This window comes from Flavobacterium piscis (assembly GCF_001686925.1).
Classification (GTDB): Bacteria; Bacteroidota; Bacteroidia; order Flavobacteriales; family Flavobacteriaceae; genus Flavobacterium; species Flavobacterium piscis.
In genome coordinates, this window is sequence record NZ_LVEN01000044.1 from 292,503 (window position 1) to 311,487 (window position 18,985).

Here is an 18,985-nt window from a genome sequence, read left to right on the forward strand (position 1 = left end):
CTATGTGAGAAAATCAGGATTTTTTAAAATCATCTTCAATAAAGTTTTAATCTATGTTTCTATGTGTTTAAAAAAATTAACGCAAAGTTTAAAAATATTATATTCGTACTCTAAATACCAGGATTACCAAAACAATCAGAAAATGGAAAATATTACCGTAATTATCATGTTACTATTTGGTGTTGCTTTTTTGAGCCTCATCAGTAAAAAATACAATTTCCCCATTCCGATTGTGCTGGTACTTTGCGGCGTAATCATTAGTGTAATTCCGGGGCTTCCGGTCATTGCTTTAAGTCCCGAAGTGGTTTTTATTGTCTTCTTGCCGCCACTTTTGTATCACGCGGCGTGGTACACCAGTTGGTCAGATTTTAAACAAACCATTCGTCCCATTACTTTGGCGGCTGTAGGTTTGGTACTTTTTACCACCGTGGCCGTAGCCATTGCAGCCCATATGCTGATAGATGATATCTCCTGGCCGTTAGCGTTTTTACTGGGTGCGATTGTTTCTCCTCCTGATGCGGTTTCGGCTACTTCCATAACAAAAGGTTTGGGTTTGCACCCAAGATTAATTGCAATTCTGGAAGGCGAAAGTCTGGTGAATGATGCCAGTGGTCTGGTCGCTTACAAATATGCTTTGACCGCTATTACTGCTGGAAATTTTGTACTGTGGCAAGCCGGACTGAATTTTGTGATCATGTCGGTTTTAGGAATCGCTATTGGTTTGGGCGTAGGCTATATCATGAGTTTTATTCATAAAAAGTTTGTCTGCGATGAGGTGATCGAAGCGACATTAACTTTACTAACGCCCTTTGCATCGTATTTAATTGCCGAACATTTTGAAGCTTCGGGAGTTTTGGCCGTAGTGGCAACCGGACTTTTTCTTTCGGCAAGATCCGGAACGATTTTCACGCACGAAAGCCGAATCATGACGGGAACAATTTGGAGTGTTCTAACCAATATCTTAAACGGATTGATCTTTATTTTAATCGGATTGCAGTTGCGACAAATTATCGAAGGGATCGGGGATTACTCCGGTTGGTCTTTGTTTATTTGGGGCGCTTCGGTAAGTTTGGTCGTGATTTTGGTACGCTTTTTATGGGTGATTCCGGCGACATTGCTGCCAAGATATATCAGTAAAAAAATCCGTTTGCAGGAAGAATTCGATTTCCGGAACATGATCGTTTTCGGCTGGTCAGGAATGCGTGGTGTGGTGTCGATGGCGGCTGCTTTGGCGCTTCCGCTAATGATGAACGAAACGGAAGCATTCCCATTGCGAAACCTCATCATTTATCTGGTATTTTGTGTGATTCTTTCGACTTTGGTCATTCAGGGACTGACATTGCCCTGGCTGATCAAAAAATTAAAAATCGAAAAATATTCCATCATCGCCGAAGAATACGAGATAAGAAACATCATCGTTTCGCAAACCATCACCCATATCGAAGATAATTTCTCGTTACTCAACGATGATTTGCTGCACAACATCAAAAGCAAATACGAGGTAAAATTCAACCGCCTCCAAAAAACCGAACTCCCAGCCAATTTCTTCGGAAAAGGAAATATAATGGGCGGCGAGATCTTTAACGACTTCACCAAACTTCAAATCGATCTTCTAAACGTAGAACGCAATAAATTAGAATCGATGCATAAATCGGGTTCTGTCAATGAAGAGATTTTCAGGAAGATTGAGAAGGAGTTGGATTTGGAGGAGACGAGGTTGTGGATGGAGATGTATGAGGAGTAGGGGGTTAAAATAATTGATTAACCTTATTGTGGATCGATAAACCAATCTATTATTTCATTGCCAATGTTTTTATTTAATTCAGATCCATTTTTTTCGAAAATAGAAAGTTTCCCCAAACCACATTGATGTTGTTTTATTTCTTCATTTTTCCCATTGTTTATTCTGTATTTTTGTATACTATGATCTTCAAATGATTTAAATAGAGGTGGTTCTGTTTTATTTGATGGATATAACAATATTGCCTTATCAGAATTCCAATAGTCGTTATAAACATACATTTGACGTAAATCGTGTGTTGAAGTTTTATCGTTTGAAATGTTTTTCCATTTTGTGTCAATAATAAATTTATTGTTCACATGTTCAAGTACAATATCAGGTCTTATTGAAATGCTATTCCAAAAAGTTGTAGACTGTTGACCGCGAACAGTTACTTTTCTTTCTGATTGTTTCAATCTTGCCAATATATATTCTTCCCATAAATTATTCATATCGAATAATAAGGCTAACATGTTTTCTGAACCACTTGAAATATTGGGAGCGAAATTTAATATAATAAATTTTGAAATTGCTAAAGCGGTTTCATAAGGAGCGGTTTTTCTGGTTTTGGGAATTTTTGAAAATGTTGCTTCAGTAACTGAAATGTTTTTTACTTCTGGGAAATCCAGTTGTACGGTTTTGCATTTAGAATATAAATAGTTGCCTTTGGTACATTTTTCTACAATATCTAAAGCTTTAGAAATTATTTGATGAACAAGATGATCTTTGTCATAGACTTGATGAGTAGTAAAAAATCGCTCTTTATGAACAAGATTTTTACTGATGTGTCCTGCAAATTCTAATTTACCTTTTAATGCTTTGACATTTCCGGTTTCTTTATAATATTGTTTGATCAAACCTTGATGAATTAAGGATTGAACTTCATTTAAAAACCACTCAAAGTAGAGGTCCAGTAAATGAATATTTTGTCTGTTTACATTTGCCTGATCTACTTTTTGGACTTTCAATTTTTTTGTAACGCGAAGCATTTCTATTAAAGCTTTTTGCCACACATTAGTACTTTTACCGTCATTATCAATTTTAGGCAAGATCTCAATTGTTAAACCGTCAACCTGAATAACACCAACGAATTGTTTGAACACTACACCATTGTGTTTTAAATCAAAATACTGATAATTATGTAGTGCATTAAGTTTAGAAAGAGCCACAAAATGTCGTGGCTCGAACTTACCTTTAATTGGAAGAAAGCCATGTTCAAAAACTTGGATAGTGTTTTCTTTTGACATATTTAAATTAATAAAGTCTCTATCGCGGATTTAAAATCAATTTCATTGAAAGGAATCAATTCGTATGATTTAATTATATCAATATCATTTTTAGTATCAAAATCTGCAAAAACAGAAGCAGTATTATTTTTGGAAATTTCTTTTTCTCTTACAAAACCTCTTCCTAAAACTAAACCTATTTTTCCACAATCATTATAGAAATATTCTTGTAGTAAAGGTATAATCTCATTTTTAAAAGAATTTTCAAAATCTTCTTTAATAAAATAAGAATGACCTAAAGTGTAGTTGCGATCTAATAGTAATTCAACTCTTTGATTAATCTTCTCCATAATTAAAACTCGATCGTTAAAGTTTTTCTTTTCAAGTACTTTTGGATCTGGCATCATTTCAACAAAACAAAAACGTCTTCTTAGAGCTGTATCTAATGCTTCTACACTTCTGTCTGCAGTGTTCATTGTGCCGACGATATATAAATTTGACGGAACTCCAAATTCTCTTTTAGAGTAAGGTAATTTTATTTTAAGTTCATTAGTGGCACCAAGCCTTTTGTCTTCTTCAATTAAGGTAATCAATTCACCAAAAATTGCAGAAACATTCCCTCTATTGATTTCATCAATAAAAATGGCATAATTACTTCCTGGATCCGCTTCAGCTTTTAAACATAGTTTTTTAAATATCCCATCTTTAATTTCAAAACTTAATTCAGTTTCTCCATCCTCTAATTTAGGTTTTATTCCTTCTATAAAATCTTCATAGCTAAATGATTGATGGAAGGTTACAAAGTCGTAGTTTTTTATCGTTATTCCTTCATTTCCTGTAAAGTTTTTAATAGATTCTAAAATATCAAAAGCTTCTGGATAATATTGGTTTAATAATTCATTATCTATCGTCCAATTTGATTCTTTATCTTTACTGAAATATAGTGGTTCTGATCTTTCTCGGGCATTTACATTAGGGCAATTTAAAATTGTATGTCTTTGTAATTGTCCCCATATTGTAGGTCTTACTGTTATCGAATCAGATAATTTTTCTTTAATTCTAATTAATTCATGGTCGTATATTTCATTAACTTTTGCAGTCTTTAAGTCAAATAATGCAATACTAATAACCTGCCACCAACTCAATTCTGAAACTAAATTTTCAAGAAATTGTTCTCTAGTAATTGAGGATTCTTTAAGCGTGAAATTTTCAAAAAACTCACTTTGTAATTTATACGTTTTTCCTGTTCCAGGCGGTCCATATAAGATTTGGTTTTTAGGAATATCCATATTATTAGGAAGGTTATTATCTTCTATAGAAGTGTTTTCTTTAATTGGTTGTTCACTATCGTACCATATTGCTTGAATATGATCTTTATTATTAATCTCCTTGATGGTATGCCTAATGTAAGAGCCGATAGGAACTTCGAAAGGTATAAAATCTTCTTCCCATTCTATTTCGAGGTTATGTCCATCTTGCAGGTTTTTTTGAACAATACCTCTAGCTTTAATCATCATTACTGATGTTTTCCGTTCTCTTACATAAGAGGCTTTTATTGCTATATGGCTTCCTTCGGGTACCTTATTTACATCATCTACTAATTCTGTTTCAAAACCATTTTGCCAGAAACTTTCTTTCAAAAAAGTATTTGTCATGTCTTCTGGGGTATGTCCTTTCCAAAAAGCACCAACTAGAAAATACTTTTCGCTATTTTTATATTCGCAAAAAAAAGTATCGTAAAAACTTCTTAATCCTATTTGCTTGTAGGTAATTGTGGCTGGCAAATCATTTACTGCATTAGAGAAATATTCTAATACATTATCTTTCATTCTTGCGCCTTTTCCTTTTTTATCTAGATTGTCAACAAATTCTTTTTTTATTGAATTTGCAATGAAATTATTGTCGAAAAGATGAAGTTTATTATCCTCATAAATTAATTGAATATCTTCCGAATTTTCGATAACATCTTCTTTTTTGATAATTCTGATTGTTCTGAATAATTCAGGATTTTTATAAAATTGAGAATTAGATAAATTTGTTAAAGGAATATCTTTTAACATCTCCAATTTAAAAAAAGCTTTACTTCGGGCTGATCTTGAAGTTAGAACGGCTAAAGCTTTTGTTAACTTTAAAAATTTTAGTGTAATTAATTGAGAAACATTAACTCCTAAATCAGAATTTATAATATCAAAAATCAAAGATTCCTTATCATTTTTAATTCCCCATTCTTTGGCTTGCCAAAATTGTACTTTATCGCCACCAATCATATACACATAATCGCCAAGTTGGAGTTCTCCAAACCATGAAGATTCTTTTGGGGCAGTGTAATATCCTTCTATTAACTGTACAATATCAAACTTTTGCGAAATTTTACCGAAAAATATATTCATTGTGTGTTTTTGATTTATTATTATGTCTTTATATTATATCCAGATCTTTTAAAATATCACTTTTAAATTTACTTAATGGCAGTTTATGAAAATCATTTGAATCATATTCAACACCAAATAAAATTCGGTAAACCTCTGGTTTAGAGAGTTTATTTCCAAATAATTTTTCAATACTTTCAATGTATGATTTTGAATAGTTTTTTTTGATTTTTATCAAATCTCTTAACTCACTTTGATGCGAATTGTACATTTCGTCAATATACATTCCTTCTAGTGTTTTTCTTGCTTTACTATTTGAAATCTTTACGTCCTGAAGATATATCCTATAATTATTTAACTTAGAATTATATCGATATTTAAAAGAAAAATTTTCTGTTTGTAATTCGTCAACATACGGATGAATATGGTTATTAAGATTAAAATTAGTTGCTCCTTTTACTGAACTATTGCAATTTGAACAGGAAGGAATTAAATTGTAAAAAGATAAAGCTAGTAATGGAAAATCACTTTGAGGAAACCAATGATCTAAAGTTGGTCTAATTATCTTATTTCCTTTTTTATTTATTATTGTTGAAGTATATACACGATTACAATAGGTACAAGAATTTCTATCAAGGCTCTTTGCTAAATCATAAGCAGAATAATATTTTTTATTTTTATCAATAAACCAGTCGTAATTAATTATTTTGTTCAAATCATCGATGAAGTATTTGTACAAAATACCAGAAACATACCTTTTAGGGGATAAAGAACGAGGAGTCAAATTCTTTCGGTCGAAATAACCAATCCAAGTTATAATATCAAAACCAGGAATCAATAGTTTCCAAAATTCATTATTTAATAAGCTAAGACCTTCTGGCTCTGAATTTATTAACAGCTCTAAATTCATTTGATCTAAAAAAAAAGCTTTTAAGGCTGAATTATGGATATCAACTCTCTTAATTTTTGACTTGCATATTTTACAATTTAAAGCTATTGCGCAAGAAGGTCCTCCAACTTTTTTATTGATAAAACATCTAATTTGCTTAAAATGATATTCTTTAGCTGAGATTATGTTCGGATCTAAGGGATTAATATAAATCATAATTATAAATCATCTTTTGTTAAACCACTCTCTTCCAGTAAACGCTTTATTTTTTCTGCTCTTATTTTTTTATGATTTTCAATGAAAACTTCTTCATACATTTCTAATAGTTTATGCCTAATTACTGGTTCTCCAATTATATTAATCGTTTTCAGAATTATACTATTTGTTTTTTCACTTTCGATGTCTGCAATGGATAATGTGATGTTGTTTTTATTTGATATTATTTTGATTTCTGAATTGATTTTTTTTAATTCTTCTTCTTTTGTTTTCTTTTCAATTGCTACAATTTTATCAAGAACATCTATTTGTTTTAAAAGTTTAAAATAATTAAGTTTTAATATAATTGATTCTATTTTTTCTCTTGCAAAATCGCCTATTAATTCGTCATTAAGAAAAAAGCTACTTGATAATAGTTCATTTATATTGGTTGCGAATGTTTTTTGATTAATACTATTTTCAAATATCTGCAATTTATTATCATGCATCTTTTGAAGATATATAATATTTGAATTTGCTATATCAGACAATGTTAGCGGATCGTGGGATGTGAAAATTATTTGAATATTACTTATATCCTTGCTAATTTCTTTATAAAGTTCAGGAAGTATATGAATAATGGAATTTATAAATTTCTTTTTCCATTCAGGATGAAAACCTAATTCAGGTTCGTCTAGAAGTAAAACTACCGTGTTACAATTAACTTGTTTATTATCATAAATAGAGGAGAAAAAATTTAAAAGAGATTCTTCTCCTAATGATAAATGTTTATTTGGTTTAAAAGTTAAAAAATTAAGATTTTTTAATTTACCATCATTATTGTTATTTTCTAACATCGCTAACAACTGAAAGTATGATTTCATAAATTGTTCCAGAATATTGAATTCAAGGTCCTTGAAATTTTGTATGCCAACAAATTCTTGTACGTTAGAAATGATTGAATTAATTGACTCTTCTATATTTGAAGAATCAAACTTAAGTGAAATACTAAATGATGAAATAAGGCTTTTAAATAAATCGATGGACATTGAACCATTTTCGATTGCATTTTTTGTTTTCAAAAAATCGGCTTCTATTTCTCCAACAACTTTAGCTAGAGAATAATTGCTAGCCATTATGAAGAAATATAAAAATCTATAATATAGACTTATAAAAACTCTGTTTTGATCAGAAGGCACTTTTTTGTAAAGTTGGTTTAATTCAAAAAAGAAAGATTTATAATTCTGTGGAAGATGTTTATCAGATGTGTTTTCCTTAAAAAATTTTTCTGAGTCATGTATTTCGAAATCATCTATAAAATTATCTTTAATAATTATTGTCAATGATTCATATGAAGGAAAGTCATGATAAACTTTTTTTAATCTATCTATTAGCTCTAGATTAAATAAAAAATTTATCTGGCGAAGTATTATTTCATTATTTATGTTAATAATATTATTGTCATGATCTTTTACAATAAAATCATCTACTGATTTTAATCTAGGATTATAATTTGATAAAACGGAATAATAAAAATATTTAATCTTGGATTTTTTTTTAATGAGCACTCCATCGGAATCACTAGACTCTTCATATTCTTCCAATTCTGAAAATATCCGATCATTATAAAAAATATTTTCATCGAAAGAAATTTCTAAAAGACTTGTAAATTTTTCTTCTAATTCGAATATTCTACTATTTTTACGATGAACTATATAGGTTTTATTTTCGTGTTCGTAAATAAAAAATGCTCTTTGATTTATATCTTTTATATGCTTTAAAATTGTTGTTTTGCCGGATCCGTTTTGTCCAATAATGGCTGATAAAGAAGAAATTTGACTATGATAAAATCCTTCTATAAATGAGCTGTTTTTTTCTCTTTTTATTTCAACAGTAAAATCGCCAACAAGATCTATTTTATAAAAATATTGTCCACCAAAATTTAAAGTTTCCTTACCTAATCTATTATTATTGATAAAATATACAGCAACTAATCTCATGTAAATATTTTCTTATTGTTATATAACTTGTTTAGTCAATTTCTTTTTAACTCCTGTTTGATCTTTCAACTCCTGTATTTCCTTCAACAACTCCCTCGCATCACCGTCACTATCCAACTGCTCCGTAAGTTCTCCCTTAAAAGCTTTATGCAATAAGGCTTGTGGCAAAGTATCCATTTTTTGTTTTAATGTTTTGTATTGTTCTTCAATAGAATTTGCTTTACCAAACAAACTTTCTACGCGATTAACGATTTCTTGTTGTTCTTTGATTGAAGGTAAAATGATTGGAGTTTTACTAACTATTTCTTGATTTATTTTAGGCATATTTCCTGCTGTTCCAGAGGCATTATCTCTATAATACTTTCTAGTTTTTTGTGATGACAATACATACATCAAGAAATTATTTAATATTGAATCATTAGATTTTATCTTCATCATTATGTCAGGATATATAAAATCAAAATCCTTACCATCGTAAATTGCTGGTGTTCCTACATAATCTAGAGAATTAGACCTTTGAATTAATATGTCTCCATTTTTTAACCATAAATGCGAATCTTTTTTAGGTGCTTCGATATCTAAATATTTTACATATGCTGCATTGAATTTTCCAGAAGTTGTAGCTGATAAAGCCAAACTTTTTAAAGATGTTTCGTATTCTACACTCTTAGGAGAATAACCATTTCTAGGTTTTTCAACTATCACATCTAAAAGCATGCAGTTGCTCCATTCTCTTAATTTCTTCCCTTTCCTCCATTCCTCAGTCAATTTACCAGTAACCGCTTGCGTAAGCACTTGCTGACGAAAATCTTTAAGCAATAAAGGAATATTTGCCATACTGGTTTTTATAGTTTCCAGTTGAGCAAAAAGTGTATCTAGCTTGGCTACAATTCGGTTTTGCTCTGCTAGTGGTGGTAATGGAAGATAAATTTGTTCATATTCCTTATATTTTAAATTTCTAAGATTATTACTACCACCTTGATATTTCGTGATTTCTCCTGTAGAATAGAAATATTGTAAAAAATGATTTACATATTCGCTATTTATATTCTCATAGATTCTAACTAATCTTAAAAAATTAGTGCAAACCTTTTCAATATGTGACTCAAAATTTAATACTTCATTATCAATAAATACAGTTCGACCTACGGGTTGATCAGGGCCACCGCCTGAAATTTCTAATAAAATATCTCCGAATTTAAGACTCCTATTTGTAAGACTGCTTCTTTTTATTTTTCGTAATGATGCTGTATTTCCTTTGTTCTTAGTCCAATTTTTAATTTCACTTCCTCTTATACATAAAACTTCAATAAAATCATCATCAATTACCGAAGTATCTTTTCCCCAGTCACCACCGATTACAAAAGAGGTTATATTTTTAAATTCTGTTTCAATCCAATTTTTAGGTAATTGCTTTTCCATTAGTTTAACTCTTTAATCATAGCATTTAATTGCTCGGTAATACTTTGCAATTCTAATAATGCCTCTTTTGCAATATCAATAGGTTCGCCTAGATCATCAGAATTAGTTAAAGAACTGTCAGCAATTAAACCTAAATCTAAGCTATACTTCTTTTTTTCGATTTCGGCACGAGATATACTTTGCCATCTTTCATCTTTAATGGTTTTTCTTTTCTCATCAGAAACTAAACCATCATATTCTTTCTCTACTTTATTAAAAGGTATTCCACCTGTATATGCTAGAACGAAATCTTCAAAAGCTTTTTCAGTAAATGGTGTACGTTTACCATAATTTGGAGCATTTGTACGCATATCATAGAACCAAATATTTTGTGTATTGTTGGTTTCTTTTTTTTCTCTTGTAAAAAATAATACATTGGTTTTTACACCTGCAGCATAAAAGATTCCGGTTGGTAATCGTAAAATAGTGTGCAGGTTACATTTGTCCATCAAGTCACGACGTATTTTTTGTCCATCACCCTCCTCAAACAAAACATTATCAGGCAAGACTACTGCTGCTCTTGCTTTTCCGTCTTTCTTTAAACTACGATAAATGTGTTGCAAAAAGTTCAATTGTTTGTTGCTGGTCGGAAACGTAAAATCGTCACGTGTTGGGCGTTCACCACCTTGTTTGGTTCCAAATGGAGGATTGGCCAAAACACCGTCAAAATCTTTTAAGCTTTTACCAAATTCAGTTAACGTATCAGCTAAATGTATAGTACTTTCCATTCCGTGCAAACGAGCATTCATCAAAGCTAATCTATGTGCATCGGGAACTAATTCAACACCAGAAAAAGCTTGAGTTGTTTGGAAATGTCTGTCTTTTTCAGATAAATGAAAATAACTATCAGTTTTACTTCGTAAATAGTGATCTGCAGAAATCATGAAACCAAAAGTTCCTGCAGCAGGATCTGTCCATTTTTCACCTAATTTCGGCGCCATTAAGTCAACCATGATATTAATCAATGGGCGAGGAGTGAAGTATTGTCCTGCACCACTTTTCTTTTCACCAGCATTTTTTTCTAAAAGGCTTTCGTAAATATCTCCCATAACATCGCGATCGTCTTCTTCATACCAATCTAACTTGTCTATAGCAGTGATTAAAGAACGAAAATTTACAGGCTTACGTAAGCTTGTAGAGGCATTAATGTAAATTTCTTTTATACTTTGACTTTCAGTTTTATTACTTACGGTTGCTAAAAATTCACGGTAACGGGCGAAAGCTTCATTGTTGTCGTGTTCTTTTACAAAATATTGCCATTTATATTCTTCCGGAATTTTATCATCAAAACCTTTTACTTCACTTAATTTTAGAAAAAGAATATAGGTCAACTCATTTAAGTATTCGTGATAGGTAACACCATCATCACGTAATACATTACAAAGATTCCAGAGTTTGTTGGCTATTTCTTGTGCGCTCATTGTTTATTTATTGTATTTTTAATTTTATTCTTTTAGAATACCTGTATTATAGGTTTCTTTTTTAATTGTTTTACCGTTATTGTCCTTATAGCGTGTAGTGCCATTTCTAAAACCGTCTTTTACTTTTCGTTCTTCAATAATTCCGTCTTCAAAATTTCTGAATATAAATTCACCTGAGAAGAAAGTGTTACTTTTTAAATCATAATATTGTTCAGATTGAACTATTCCATAACCATTATATTCAAAGCTTGTTTTTATATTTTGATCGTAATAATAATTTACCCATGTTCCAACTTTTATATTGTTTGAGTAATTTCCTTCTTCTATAATTTTTTTATCCAGTGTTTGTTTTTTATAAGAACCATCTTTACTTTTTAAATTATTATCCAATGTTTCAAAGTCAATTGCAAATGTAGCAGGATTAATAGCTTTACCACTTTCTTTTTTGATACTAAATTGAGTGGTAAAAAGACCGTCGGCTAATTTTTCAAATTTTTCGCATATTAACTTTGTATCGGAAACGGTTGTAATTTTATAATTGATTCTCGCGTTTTCATTTGAATCTAAAAGAGTTAAATTGATAAGATCACCGTTGCTGAATAATCTTTTCTCTGTTATTCGGCCTTTAGAAAATAAAAGATGTTCTCCATCAATTAAATCTTTTTTATAGAAATAAGATTCGATTAGTTTATTGTCAAAATCGAAACGTTCCCATTTTCCCTCTTTTGAGTCTGAGGTATAAAATCCTTTTTCTATTGTGTGATCATCAAATAAAGAAACTGCACTACTATTGAGATGTGTCCATTCTCCAGACTTCTTTCCGTTGAGATAAAATCCTTTTGCAATTACTTCATTTTTCTCATTTTTCATTTCGAAAGATCCGTTCAATAATCCTTTCGTGTAATGAACTTTCGCATTTACAGGTATGAATTCTTCAATAAAGCAATCACGATCTTCGGTATTTTCACAAGGAACTTCAACTTTTTTCAGAAAAGAATAACTCAGAACCTGTCCGTCTAATTCTCCTTGAACATAATTTTCTTCTGTATGTAATTTTCCGGAGTAGGGAAGTTCCTTATCTTTTTCGTCAATATATTTTTCATAATAAATTTTCCATTTTCCGGTTTTTAAACTGTCAGCATAATTGCCTTCGGCTTTTAGTAAACCTGATAGAGAATATTCTTTCCAATATCCGGTTTTTTTATTATTCAAAAAATGTCCTTCGCTGGTTTTCACTAATTTTGTTGTATCTGTTTGAATTGCATTTCCTAAAAATATTCTACTTAAGTCACGATAAACAATATATTTGCCATTAATCTGATCATTTTTATAAGTTCCATATATCAAGCTGTCACTTGTAAAATCTCTGAAATCTCCTTCTTTAATGTCATTTATATAGGTTTCATAAGATAAATTTCTTTCGGAGTTATTCTCAATAATATTAAATTGCCATTTTCCCGTTTTTGCTTCGTTCTTTATAATACCAAAATATTTACCATTAAGTTTTTTATCTGTATCGTCATAATAATAAGTGGTAGAAAGACCATCAGCGAGCCCAGCTTTAAAATTATCAACTCGTTTTAATGTTGCATCCTTATTAAACCATTTGACTTCTCCGCTTATTTTGCCATCTTTTAAAGTATATTCGGTATCAAGATTTCCATCTTCATCGAATAAAACTTTTTTTCCATTATTAGGATCGTAAACGCCACCTTTTTTATAGACAGTAATTTCATAAGCCGTAAAACTGTTTTGTCCATAATCATTTTCATCATTTTCTTCTCTAGAATAAGTTAGCTCCAATACATAATTTGAATTAGTATATTTTGCAATTACTCTTTGGTTTAGAATTTCTTCATCACTTAGTTTATAGCCATTAGCTGTTAGTTGATTTTTTACAGTGGTATAAAATGCCTTAGTTCTAAAACGATACATTACCTTATTTGGTAATCCGTCAAAAGTATAAATGTAAAACCACCCATTTGCTTTTTTATCGTCATAGTAATCTCTTTGAAAAGACCATGTTATAACATTGTAATTTTCATCATCGCCAACTTTGGAATTATAATATTCCCAGCCTTTAGATAATAAATATTTATTAGAAGTTTCCCAGTTTTTATTTGAACTTAAAGTATGAAGTTCTGCCAGAGAAATTTTCTGTGCATTTAATGAAAATGAAATAAATATGAATGCTGTTAAAATGTAAAATTGTTTCAATAAACGTTCCATGGATTTGTTAAGAAAAATGGTTGGTTAGGCAGTATATAAATTTTCATTTAATACCGTTAAAATATTATCTAAATCATTATTAAAGATTTTATTCAATCGGGAAAATCCTCCTTCATCACTAAAAGGTTTGGCATCTAAATCGGCTTTGGTTAGTACTGTTTCTACTAATAATTGCTTTTCAAAACGATCAAGCCATTTTATTTGGGTAGCATTCCACGTACGGCTATTTTTTACTTTAGTAACTGCATTTTTAATACGATCTTCATGACTTATCAAATCGGTATCTAATGCCAGAGTTCTAATAAAAGAAATAATATCAGCGGCTAAATCTTCATTTTTTACAGTTTTCCAAGCTGTGGTCAATGTAATTTCATTGTAACCTTTCTGATCTAATAAAAGTTTTAATTCTTTAAGTGATTTTCGATCAAGTTCAGATGGCTTTGTACAGATAGTTTTTAGGGCTACTATTTGATTTCGATTTTCTTCAATAAATTTTTTAAATCCTTGAATGTAATCTTCTGGCTTTTCGGCTTTTCCGTATCCCCGTTCTATTCCAGTAACTTCATCTAAATGCTCTGAAACTAATTGCATTTTTGGTTGATATATTTTCTTATCCAGAAAATCCCAAAGGCTGGCATAATTAGCTAAAACTTTTTTGATATTATTATCTTCAATTTCTAATAAATTTTCAATAAATTCTTCAGGTGAATCGCCTTTCGCTAAATACATGAAGTGTTCAAGTTGGCCTTGATTAATTTGCTTCTTTTTGCGTTGCAACTTAGCTACAATTTGTTCCAATTGTTTTTTAGCACGTTCAGGAGTATCAATATAATCTAATTCTTCAATCAATTTTTGAAAAGAAATAGAAGGATTTGAAACTGTTTTCATTTGAGTATAATCCTCTAAGGCTTCATAAACTCTTACAGCATCATAAATTTTAAAAAATTGTTTGTCAATCTCAGGGCATAATCGTGTTGCTCTGCCTAACATTTGCTCAAAAAGAATACGAGAACGCACTCTGCGAATAAATACTAAATTTACTATTTGAGGTACATCAATTCCTGTAGTTAATAAATCTACAGTAACTACAATATTTGGAAATTTTTCGTTTTTAAAACGTTTGGTTAAGTTTTCTACTTCGTATACTTTTCCTGTAAGCTTTTGTATTGCATCTTGAGGGACTTCAACTCCTATAGCTTCAAATTCTTCAAAAAGTAATTGTACAATTAAATCGGCATGGCTATCACGAACAGCAAAAATTAATGTTTTTTCATCGCCCTCAGGATCTAATCTTTGAACTAAATCTTTAATTACGGCACGATTAAAGGATTCAGTAATTACTAATTTATTGAACTGCTCAATTTCTATGTGTAATTCATCTTCTAACTCTGCTAATTCTTCTATTTGATTAGTTTCAGAATTTAATATTTTAGGTTTTTCTCCTTTTTCCCATAATATTCCTTCTTCACTTAGTCTTGTTTTAATAATATATGGTGGTTCGTGATCTGTTAGAAATCCGTCAATAACTGCTTCGCGATAAGAATAATTGTGTACAGGTTTTCCGAAAATTTCGGTTGTATGTAAGGCAGGCGTTGCTGTTAAGCCAACAATGTAAGCGTTAAAATATTCGATTACTCTTTTATACTGTCCAACATAATCATTCTCATCTTTAAAGGTTAAATCTTCTTCATTGATCTCTTTGTCTAAATTATACCCTCGGTGAGCTTCGTCAATAATAATACAATCATAGGTATCAATTGGTAAAATCTCATTTTCAGAATAAAACAATCGCTTTACCATACTTTGAACGGTAGCAAAATGCAAACGAGTATCAGGTTCAGGAATAATATTTTTCATTTCCTCCATTTTATAGATATTGGAAAAAGTATTAATATCTTCGACTTTATTATCCTTAAAATTACCTAAAGCCTGAAGTGCTAATAATCTACGATCAGTTAAAAATAGAATTCGCTTAAAACGATCTGATTTAATCATTCTGTAAACAAAACCTATAGTTGTTCTAGTTTTTCCTGTACCAGTTGCCATAACCAAAAGAGAGCGTTTGTCATCAGGATTATTGATAATCTTATCTTCAACCGCTTTTATTGCATCAATTTGATAATAGCGTAATCCTAATCCGTTTGGATTTTGCAAATAATTGTAATCACTTTCTTCTAATCGAGCGTTTGCTTTTTCAACATCCCTTGAGAATTGTTCAACAATTCCTTCTGGTGAAAACCATCCTCTTAAAGGATAGGCTCTATTACGATCCTTCCTTACATCTAAAAACCAAATTCCACTTTTGGTTTTTAATTGCTCAATATAAGTTCTCCCATTTGTAGAAAATAAAAATGGTGCTTTAAATGAATTCCATTCTCCTAATGTTTTGAAATTTGAAGAAATTTCTAAGCATTCTGCATATATTTTAGATTGACGTAAATCAGTTGAAATATCAGTTGAATATTTTTTAGCTTCGACAATTCCATATAATTCTGTGCCGACAAATAGAGCATAATCTGCCCATTTACCATTACATGGCCACTCTGCAATAGCTTTGTTTTTACCTTTTTCAGGAAGTGTTTTATTATTTTTATAATTAATTGTAATAGAATCACATTCCCAGCCAGCACTGGCCAATTGTTTATCAATTAATAATAATCTGGTATCTGCTTCATCGAGATTTATATTATTCGCGTTTTTATTAGATTTTTCTTTTCGCTTAGATATAATATTTGTAGAAGCATTTAATGTTGCAATTTTAGATTGATAATCATTGACTTCTTTAGAAAGTTTGCTTAATTCATTATTAAGTGTTTCAATTGTTTTTTTATGGTCAATTTCTGGAAGAAGTTCATAATCGTCTTTTACTAAAATGCTACTTTCATAAGTTTCGTAAAACCATCTTGCTAACTGATAACATTTTTTTAAAACAAATAAAGCTTCTTGTTTTGAGCTATTTCCATCATGACTTGCTCTATTCCCCGATTTTCTAATAGAATGGAAAAGATCTTTTATAACTTCTGGTATAGAATTGCTATAAAATAATTTGTTTATTCGTTCTACCTGATTGCCATCAAATAAACCTAAATCTTCAAATTGCCAAATTAGAATTGTCATTTTTTCTGAAAACAAACGCGATTTAGCTAGAGACGAATTTGGATCAACATAATATAACTTTTCTGACAATTCACTAATTGTGAATAGTTCAGGATAGTTACTTTGTAAAAATGAAAATTTTGATGTCATCTATGTTTATCTAGTTTTTGAATTCAGATGGGTATTGATTTTATTACTTAAAAGATATAAATACTAGGAATATACAAACATACTGAAAAGCTTTAAAATTAAGGTACGGAAAACCATATTACACTAAAATATATTTATAACAAGAGTACCATTAATTATAAATACCACAATGCGTATTTATACCCGAGTTTTCAAATTAATAAAAAAATGTTCTCACCACCCCAAAACCCCTAGCCCAGACAGAAGCGACATCCTTTTTCTTGCTCCTTTAGCAAGGAAAAGATATAGCGGATGGCTGGAAATAGCTCCTAAAAATTAAATTCCAATATTTTAAATCCCAAACTCCAAAAATCCTTCAACTTCTCTCAGCATAACAATAATAAATCTCAGAAAGCGTTATAATAAAACTTCAAGCCCTCTCGGGCACAACAAAACCTCAACCCCAGAAACCTTTCAAACCCCCAATAAAAACTGTATACTGTATCCCAAAAACGTATAATAATTACACACTCTCCAAAACACTAAGTCCCCTAAACAACTCAAAACCAGTAAAAACACATAATGGCACAACGCTTGCAAAATGGGATAACGTAGATATTCCTTTCGATAAATGAAAATAACGAATCGAGGGGAAAGCAAATAAACTAAACGCCCATAGCAAGCAATCAAAAAGTAGTGTCATATGAAAAGTGAAACCTTAACAACAGAACAATTTTATACCTCGAAATCAGATCTTAATAACGAACAAGCCTTAAACAGTTCCATTTTTCGTATTAGTAATGATCATGCAACAACAAAAAAAGTAAACGAGCGAACCAAAAGTAAGTTTGGATTATTTGTGCTGGTAAGTACTTTTATCTTAATGTTTGTTGGAGCTTATTCTGTTTATCATATGCAGGATGACTTCGATCAGTTTCAGATTGAGCGTCTGAACTCAAATTGGGGACTGCCATTTTTGATCATTGCGGGATTATTATTTTTCTTTCAGACAGGAGTTTTCCTGTACAATTTATACTTGTTTTTTAAATACAAGCCAATCGAATCCGTTTCGGATGAAATGTTGCCAACAGTTACCGTAATAGTTCCTGCGTATAACGAAGGAAAACTGGTTTGGGATACTTTATTGAGTTTGGCCGACAGTGATTTCCCTGCACATAAACTAGAAATATTAGCCGTTGATGACGGAAGTAAAGATGATACCTGGTACTGGATGCAACAGGCCAAAATAAAATTAGGAGATCGTTTAACGATTTTTCAACAACCGGCAAACGCAGGAAAACGTCACGCCTTATACCGTGGATTTGAATTAGGAAAAGGTGAAATTTTTGTAACGGTAGATAGTGATTCGATCGTGAAAAAAGATACGCTACGTAATTTAGTTAGCCCGTTTGTGGTAGACGAAAAATGCGGAGCAGTGGCAGGAAACGTTCATGTTTTGAACAGCAAAAAAGCAATCTTACCAAAAATGCTGAATGTAAGTTTCGTAATGAGTTTCGAATTTATGCGTTCTGCCGAAAGCAAATTAGGTTCGGTTCTTTGTACTCCCGGAGCAGCGGCAGCTTACAGAAAAACAGCCGTTTTCGCTTGTCTTGACGAATGGATCAACCAGACTTTTATGGGACAACCATCAGACATTGGAGAAGATCGCGCCATGACCAATATGATTTTAAAACAAGGTCAACACGTATTGTTTCAGCGAAATGCGTATGTACTAACAAACGTTCCTGAAGAATACACCGGATTATATAAAATGTTTATCAGATGGAGTAGAAGTAATGTGCGTGAAAACATCGCAATGGCAAAATATGTTTTCACCGATTTTAGAGAAGGATCTAAATTTGGTTCAAGACTTTTATGGCTGAACCAGGCATTAAGAATCGTTATGGCGTATCCGTTCATGCTTTTCATGTTCTTTTTTATCGCCATTCACCCACTATTGTTTTTAAGTTCAACATTTTTAGGAATCTTAATTGTATCAAGCTTTCCGGTTTTGTTTTACGCAAAAAGATATAATTTTTCAGATTCGCTTTGGGCGTATTCATACAGTGTTTTTTACACCTTTAGCCTATTCTGGATTACACCATACGCCATTGTTACAGCCAATAAAAGAGGTTGGTTAACACGTGGTTTAGCATAAAAATAAATATTAGAATTAGATTAGAAATTGAA

10 protein-coding genes are annotated in these 18,985 nt (G+C 31.0%); 2 read left to right on the top strand and 8 right to left on the bottom strand.

Features of this window, described 5'->3' with window-relative positions:
• Positions 1 to 142 precede the first annotated feature (142 nt).
• On the top strand, positions 143 to 1,744 hold the full coding sequence (locus FLP_RS21030; RefSeq protein WP_065451497.1) for a Na+/H+ antiporter: 1,602 nt from the start codon (positions 143 to 145) through the stop codon (positions 1,742 to 1,744).
• A 23-nt stretch (positions 1,745 to 1,767) separates the two neighbouring features.
• Here the strand turns inward: FLP_RS21030 and FLP_RS21035 are convergent, their stop codons facing one another.
• From FLP_RS21035 to hsdR, 8 genes are read right to left on the bottom strand one after another with little or no spacing between them, the layout of a single operon-like run.
• On the bottom strand, positions 1,768 to 3,027 hold the full coding sequence (locus tag FLP_RS21035) for an McrC family protein (protein WP_065451468.1): 1,260 nt from the start codon (positions 3,025 to 3,027) through the stop codon (positions 1,768 to 1,770).
• 2 nt (positions 3,028 to 3,029) lie between these two features.
• On the bottom strand, positions 3,030 to 5,396 hold the full coding sequence (locus tag FLP_RS21040) for an McrB family protein (RefSeq protein ID WP_065451469.1): 2,367 nt from the start codon (positions 5,394 to 5,396) through the stop codon (positions 3,030 to 3,032).
• 28 nt (positions 5,397 to 5,424) lie between these two features.
• Positions 5,425 to 6,480, bottom strand: coding sequence for a hypothetical protein (locus FLP_RS21045; RefSeq protein WP_065451470.1), 1,056 nt, complete (start codon positions 6,478 to 6,480; stop codon positions 5,425 to 5,427).
• Between the two features lie 2 nt (positions 6,481 to 6,482).
• A complete protein-coding gene (locus tag FLP_RS21050; protein WP_065451471.1) occupies positions 6,483 to 8,459 on the bottom strand; it encodes an AAA family ATPase in 1,977 nt (658 codons plus the stop codon).
• 18 nt (positions 8,460 to 8,477) lie between these two features.
• Entirely contained in the window at positions 8,478 to 9,881 is a 1,404-nt protein-coding gene (locus FLP_RS21055) for a restriction endonuclease subunit S (protein WP_065451472.1), read from the bottom strand.
• Positions 9,881 to 11,341 carry a class I SAM-dependent DNA methyltransferase gene (locus tag FLP_RS21060; RefSeq protein ID WP_065451473.1) on the bottom strand — a complete coding sequence of 487 codons (1,461 nt, stop codon included), beginning with the start codon at positions 11,339 to 11,341 and terminating at the stop codon, positions 9,881 to 9,883. The genes FLP_RS21055 and FLP_RS21060 overlap by 1 nt, the downstream gene beginning before the upstream one ends.
• 24 nt (positions 11,342 to 11,365) lie before the next feature.
• Positions 11,366 to 13,570 (bottom strand): toxin-antitoxin system YwqK family antitoxin, encoded by a 2,205-nt coding sequence (locus FLP_RS21065; protein ID WP_065451474.1) that lies wholly within the window; start codon positions 13,568 to 13,570, stop codon positions 11,366 to 11,368.
• 24 nt (positions 13,571 to 13,594) lie between these two features.
• Complete coding sequence (gene hsdR, locus FLP_RS21070; protein WP_065451475.1) at positions 13,595 to 16,816, bottom strand: type I restriction-modification system endonuclease; 3,222 nt, start codon at positions 16,814 to 16,816, stop codon at positions 13,595 to 13,597.
• Positions 16,817 to 17,498: 682 nt separating this feature from the next.
• On the opposite strand from hsdR, the gene FLP_RS21075 reads away from it, so the two are divergent.
• Positions 17,499 to 18,953, top strand: a complete 1,455-nt coding sequence (locus FLP_RS21075; RefSeq protein ID WP_065451476.1) for a glycosyltransferase family 2 protein — start codon at positions 17,499 to 17,501, stop codon at positions 18,951 to 18,953.
• Positions 18,954 to 18,985: the final 32 nt, after the last annotated feature.

Bases quoted from the DNA above. Each gene is read 5' to 3' on its own strand.
- FLP_RS21060 (WP_065451473.1), bottom strand. From the start codon at position 11,341: ATGAGCGCACAAGAAATAGCCAACAAACTCTGGAATCTTTGTAATGTA.
- hsdR (WP_065451475.1), bottom strand. From the start codon at position 16,816: ATGACATCAAAATTTTCATTTTTACAAAGTAACTATCCTGAACTATTC.
- FLP_RS21075 (WP_065451476.1), top strand. From the start codon at position 17,499: ATGAAAAGTGAAACCTTAACAACAGAACAATTTTATACCTCGAAATCA.
- FLP_RS21030 (WP_065451497.1), top strand. From the start codon at position 143: ATGGAAAATATTACCGTAATTATCATGTTACTATTTGGTGTTGCTTTT.
- FLP_RS21045 (WP_065451470.1), bottom strand. From the start codon at position 6,480: ATGATTTATATTAATCCCTTAGATCCGAACATAATCTCAGCTAAAGAA.
- FLP_RS21040 (WP_065451469.1), bottom strand. From the start codon at position 5,396: ATGAATATATTTTTCGGTAAAATTTCGCAAAAGTTTGATATTGTACAG.
- FLP_RS21055 (WP_065451472.1), bottom strand. From the start codon at position 9,881: ATGGAAAAGCAATTACCTAAAAATTGGATTGAAACAGAATTTAAAAAT.
- FLP_RS21050 (WP_065451471.1), bottom strand. From the start codon at position 8,459: ATGAGATTAGTTGCTGTATATTTTATCAATAATAATAGATTAGGTAAG.
- FLP_RS21035 (WP_065451468.1), bottom strand. From the start codon at position 3,027: ATGTCAAAAGAAAACACTATCCAAGTTTTTGAACATGGCTTTCTTCCA.
- FLP_RS21065 (WP_065451474.1), bottom strand. From the start codon at position 13,570: ATGGAACGTTTATTGAAACAATTTTACATTTTAACAGCATTCATATTT.